Origin of the sequence: Floridaenema aerugineum BLCC-F46, from assembly GCF_041929345.1 — a bacterium.
In the GTDB taxonomy this organism is placed as follows: Bacteria; Cyanobacteriota; Cyanobacteriia; order Cyanobacteriales; family Aerosakkonemataceae; genus Floridanema; species Floridanema aerugineum.
On sequence record NZ_JBHFNQ010000106.1, the window covers coordinates 1 to 5,681 of the forward strand.

Annotated in this window: 2 tRNA genes, 3 rRNA genes and 1 pseudogene; 1 reads left to right on the forward strand and 5 read right to left on the reverse strand. The window is 51.7% G+C overall.

Annotated features, from left to right (window positions below):
- Positions 1 to 11 precede the first annotated feature (11 nt).
- From rrf to ACE1CC_RS13870, 5 genes are all read right to left on the reverse strand, one after another.
- A 5S ribosomal RNA gene (gene rrf, locus ACE1CC_RS13850) occupies positions 12 to 127 on the reverse strand.
- Positions 128 to 276: 149 nt separating this feature from the next.
- Positions 277 to 3,169 (reverse strand): 23S ribosomal RNA (locus tag ACE1CC_RS13855).
- 258 nt (positions 3,170 to 3,427) lie between these two features.
- Positions 3,428 to 3,503 (reverse strand) — tRNA-Ala (locus ACE1CC_RS13860).
- Positions 3,504 to 3,525: 22 nt separating this feature from the next.
- Positions 3,526 to 3,602, reverse strand: a tRNA-Ile gene (locus ACE1CC_RS13865).
- An 85-nt stretch (positions 3,603 to 3,687) separates the two neighbouring features.
- Positions 3,688 to 5,224 (reverse strand): 16S ribosomal RNA (locus ACE1CC_RS13870).
- The 16S, 23S and 5S rRNA genes sit together here with 2 tRNA genes alongside, the layout of an rRNA operon.
- A gap of 153 nt (positions 5,225 to 5,377) precedes the next feature.
- Between ACE1CC_RS13870 and ACE1CC_RS13875 the strand changes: the two are divergent.
- Positions 5,378 to 5,681: pseudogene (locus tag ACE1CC_RS13875) on the forward strand (hypothetical protein); the annotation flags it as partial.

The window sequence follows — 5,681 nt, forward strand, 5'->3', positions numbered from 1 at the left end:
TTCGTATAGGAGCTTGACGATGACCTACTCTCACATGGTGAAGCACCACACTACCATCGGCGATGCGTCGTTTCACTACTGAGTTCGGGATGGGATCAGGTGGTTCCAACGCTCTATGGTCGTCAAGCAATTCGGTTGGGATCTCGCGGTTAGGCGCTATCCCTTGGATACGTGATAGATGATTTGTAGTTCTTGCAAATTTTCGGCTTTCTGTCGACTTCACCATCGACACCCTCTGTCTCCGGCCTATGCCTTCGCAGATTGTTTGGGTGTTATATGGTCAAGCCTCACGGGCAATTAGTATGGGTTAGCTCAACGCCTCACAGCGCTTACACACCCCACCTATCAACGTCGTAGTCTTCGACGGCCCTTCAGGGAGCTCAAGGCTCCAGTGAGATCTCATCTTGAGGCAAGTTTCCCGCTTAGATGCTTTCAGCGGTTATCTTTTCCGAACATAGCTACCCGGCAATGCCACTGGCGTGACAACCGGAACACCAGAGGTTCGTCCAACCCGGTCCTCTCGTACTAAGGTCAGCCCCTCTCAAATCTCAAACGTCCACGGCAGATAGGGACCGAACTGTCTCACGACGTTCTAAACCCAGCTCGCGTACCACTTTAAATGGCGAACAGCCATACCCTTGGGACCGGCTTCAGCCCCAGGATGTGATGAGCCGACATCGAGGTGCCAAACACCGCCGTCGATATGAACTCTTGGGCGGTATCAGCCTGTTATCCCCGGAGTACCTTTTATCCGTTGAGCGATGGCCCTTCCATACAGAACCACCGGATCACTAAGACCTACTTTCGTACCTGCTCGACGTGTCTGTCTCGCAGTCAAGCGCGCTTTTGCCTTTATACTCTACGACCGATTTCCGACCGGTCTGAGCGCACCTTCGTACTCCTCCGTTACTCTTTGGGAGGAGACCGCCCCAGTCAAACTACCCACCATACACTGTCCTCGATCCGGATAACGGACCAGAGTTAGAACCTCAAGGTTGCCAGGGTGGTATTTCAAGGTTGGCTCCATGAGAACTGGCGTCCCCACTTCAAAGCCTCCCACCTATCCTACACAAGCAAGCTCAAAGTCCAGTGCAAAGCTATAGTAAAGGTTCACGGGGTCTTTCCGTCTAGCCGCGGATACACTGCATCTTCACAGCGATTTCAATTTCACTGAGTCTCGGGTGGAGACAGCGCCGCCATCGTTACGCCATTCGTGCAGGTCGGAACTTACCCGACAAGGAATTTCGCTACCTTAGGACCGTTATAGTTACGGCCGCCGTTTACCGGGGCTTCGATCAAGAGCTTCGCTTGCGCTAACCCCATCAATTAACCTTCCGGCACCGGGCAGGCGTCACACCCTATACGTCCACTTTCGTGTTTGCAGAGTGCTGTGTTTTTAATAAACAGTCGCAGCGGCCTGGTATCTTCGACCGGCATGGGCTTACGTAGTAAATACTTAACCCTCACCGGCGCACCTTCTCCCGAAGTTACGGTGCCATTTTGCCTAGTTCCTTCACCCGAGTTCTCTCAAGCGCCTTGGTATTCTCTACCTAACCACCTGTGTCGGTTTGGGGTACGGTTCCTAGTTACCTGAAGCTTAGAAGCTTTTCCTGGAAGCATGGCATCAACCACTTCGCATTCTAAAAGAACGCTCGTCATCAGCTCTCGGCCTTAAGATCCCGGATTTACCTAAGATCTCAGCCTACCACCTTAAACACGGACAACCAACGCCGTGCTGGCCTAGCCTTCTCCGTCCCTCCATCGCAGTAACTAGAAGTACGGGAATATTAACCCGTTTCCCATCGACTACGCATTTCTGCCTCGCCTTAGGGGCCGACTAACCCTGCGTCGATTAACGTTGCGCAGGAAACCTTGGTCTTTCGGCGTGCGAGTTTTTCACTCGCATTGTCGTTACTCATGTCAGCATTCGCACTTCTGATACCTCCAGCAAGCTTCTCAACTCACCTTCACAGGCTTACAGAACGCTCCTCTACCGCTCATCCAAAGGATGAACCCGTAGCTTCGGTGTATGGTTTGAGCCCCGTTACATCTTCCGCGCAGGCCGACTCGACTAGTGAGCTATTACGCTTTCTTTAAAGGATGGCTGCTTCTAAGCCAACCTCCTAGCTGTCTAAGCCTTCCCACATCGTTTCCCACTTAACCATAACTTTGGGACCTTAGCTGACGGTCTGGGTTGTTTCCCTTTTCACGACGGACGTTAGCACCCGCCGTGTGTCTCCCGTGCTGACACTTGCTGGTATTCGGAGTTTGCATCGGTTTGGTAAGTCGGGATGACCCCCTAGCCGAAACAGTGCTCTACCCCCAGCAGTGATACACGAGGCGCTACCTAAATAGCTTTCGAGGAGAACCAGCTATCTCCGAGCTTGATTAGCCTTTCACTCCGATCCACAGGTCATCCGCTAACTTTTCAACGGTAGTCGGTTCGGTCCTCCAGTCAGTGTTACCTAACCTTCAACCTGCCCATGGATAGATCGCCCGGTTTCGGGTCTATACCCAGCGACTAAAGCGCCCTATTAAGACTCGCTTTCGCTACGCCTCCCCTATTCGGTTAAGCTCGCCACTGAATATAAGTCGCTGACCCATTATACAAAAGGTACGCAGTCACCCAACAAAGTAGGCTCCCACTGCTTGTACGCATACGGTTTCAGGTTCTATTTCACTCCCCTCTCCGGGGTTCTTTTCGCCTTTCCCTCACGGTACTGGTTCACTATCGGTCAGTCAGTAGTATTTAGCCTTGGAGGATGGTCCCCCCATGTTCAGACAAGGTTTCTCGTGCCCCGTCCTACTCGATTTCATTGATAAGAGCGTTTCGTGTACGGGGCTATCACCCACTACGGCGGCACTTTCCAGAGCCTTCCACTACACTCAAATCAACTTAAGGGCTAGTCCCCGTTCGCTCGCCACTACTTAGGGAATCTCGGTTGATTTCTTTTCCTCAGGGTACTTAGATGTTTCAGTTCCCCTGGTTCGCCTCTTGCACCTATGGATTCAGTACAAGATACCCGGCTTATGCCGGGTGGGTTCCCCCATTCAGAGATCTCTGGATCACAGTCTGTTTGCCGACTCCCCAAAGCTTTTCGCAGGCTACCACGTCTTTCATCGCCTCTGACTGCCAAGGCATCCACCGTATGCGCTTCTTCACTTGACCATATAACCCCAAGCAATCTGGTTACTGTCTCAATCGTGAAGACGACATTCGCCGAAAATTTGCGTCTTGAGAACTACAAATTTTACCTTGACCAGATCAATTGCCAGTGAAAGCAATTAATCAGTCACTTCTATCACATATCCAAATTTTTAAAGAACGATATTCGTACCGGTCAAAAGACCAGAAATCAGCACTCAACAGGCTTTCCCTGAAGCGCTCATTTCTGAACTCTTTAACACTCACCGCAACACGAGAGAGTGGTGGAGCCAAGCGGGATCGAACCGCTGACCTCCTGCGTGCAAGGCAGGCGCTCTCCCAGCTGAGCTATGGCCCCGTATTCTTCTGCACCAAGCAATTGGTAGGTCTGGGCAGATTTGAACTGCCGACCTCACCCTTATCAGGGGTGCGCTCTAACCAACTGAGCTACAGACCTATAACAGGGTCGCGTTACAGCATCGTCTTCGACTATGAATCAAGCAATTCGTGTGGATACTTATGAAGAAGCTGATGTCTTCGATTAAGGAGGTGATCCAGCCGCAGGTTCCCCTACGGCTACCTTGTTACGACTTCACCCCAGTCATGAATCACTCCGTGGTAACCGTCCCCCCGAAGGTTAGACTAGCTACTTCTGGAGCAACCCACTCCCATGGTGTGACGGGCGGTGTGTACAAGGCCCGGGAACGTATTCACCGTGACATTCTGATTCACGATTACTAGCGATTCCGACTTCACGCAGTCGAGTTGCAGACTGCGATCCGGACTACGATCGGTTTTATGGGATTAGCTCCACCTCGCGGCTTGGCAACCCTTTGTACCGACCATTGTAGCACGTGTGTAGCCCTGGCCGTAAGGGCCATGATGACTTGACGTCATCCCCACCTTCCTCCGGTTTGTCACCGGCAGTCTCCTTAGAGTGCCCACCATTACGTGCTGGTAACTAAGGACAAGGGTTGCGCTCGTTACGGGACTTAACCCAACATCTCACGACACGAGCTGACGACAGCCATGCAGCACCTGTGTCTGAGTTCCCGAAGGCACCAATCCATCTCTGGAAAGTTCTCAGCATGTCAAGGCCAGGTAAGGTTCTTCGCGTTGCTTCGAATTAAACCACATGCTCCACCGCTTGTGCGGGCCCCCGTCAATTCATTTGAGTTTTAACCTTGCGGCCGTACTCCCCAGGCGGTCAACTTAATGCGTTAGCTGCGCCACTAAGTTCTCAAGGAACCCAACGGCTAGTTGACATCGTTTACGGCGTGGACTACCAGGGTATCTAATCCTGTTTGCTCCCCACGCTTTCGCACCTCAGTGTCAGTATCAGTCCAGGTGGTCGCCTTCGCCACTGGTGTTCCTTCCTATATCTACGCATTTCACCGCTACACAGGAAATTCCACCACCCTCTACCGTACTCTAGCTCGCCAGTTTTGGATGCAGTTCCCAGGTTGAGCCCGGGGCTTTCACATCCAACTTAACGAACCACCTACGCGCGCTTTACGCCCAGTAATTCCGATTAACGCTTGCACCCTTCGTATTACCGCGGCTGCTGGCACGAAGTTAGCCGGTGCTTATTCTGTCGGTAACGTCAAAACACTAACGTATTAGGTTAATGCCCTTCCTCCCAACTTAAAGTGCTTTACAATCCGAAGACCTTCTTCACACACGCGGCATGGCTGGATCAGGCTTTCGCCCATTGTCCAATATTCCCCACTGCTGCCTCCCGTAGGAGTCTGGACCGTGTCTCAGTTCCAGTGTGACTGATCATCCTCTCAGACCAGTTACGGATCGTCGCCTTGGTGAGCCATTACCTCACCAACTAGCTAATCCGACCTAGGCTCATCTGATAGCGCAAGGCCCGAAGGTCCCCTGCTTTCTCCCGTAGGACGTATGCGGTATTAGCGTTCCTTTCGGAACGTTATCCCCCACTACCAGGCAGATTCCTAGGCATTACTCACCCGTCCGCCGCTAAATCAAGGAGCAAGCTCCTCTCATCCGCTCGACTTGCATGTGTTAGGCCTGCCGCCAGCGTTCAATCTGAGCCATGATCAAACTCTTCAGTTCAATACTGCTTGGGTTTTGAGAAAACCCTAAACTTGGCTCAGCAATCGCAAAACTTTCAAATTAATGAAAGGTAACTCTCGAATTAACGAGTGTTGCTTTGTGATGCTGATAATCAGTTGACTATCAGTCTTACCTCACAAGCACCCACACGAATTGCTTGATTCAGTTGTTAAAGAACAATTGGCTAAGTCTTTCGTCTCAACCGAGGCGCGCATTCTACAGCAGCCTCTCTATCTGTCAAGCTGTTTTTCGATTTTGTTTCCGGAGAAACTTCTTTCTACTCAACCACTTGCGCCTTCGATCAGAACTTCTTCTCTCCAGCGGGAGGCGCATTCTACAGCGTTCAAAACCGCTGTCAACCACCTCTTTCAAACCGCTTTCGATCCATTCGACCGAAGCATCAACAGGACTAAACCACCGCCCTGTCGACCGGCGCGCATTCTACACGCCAGATCCA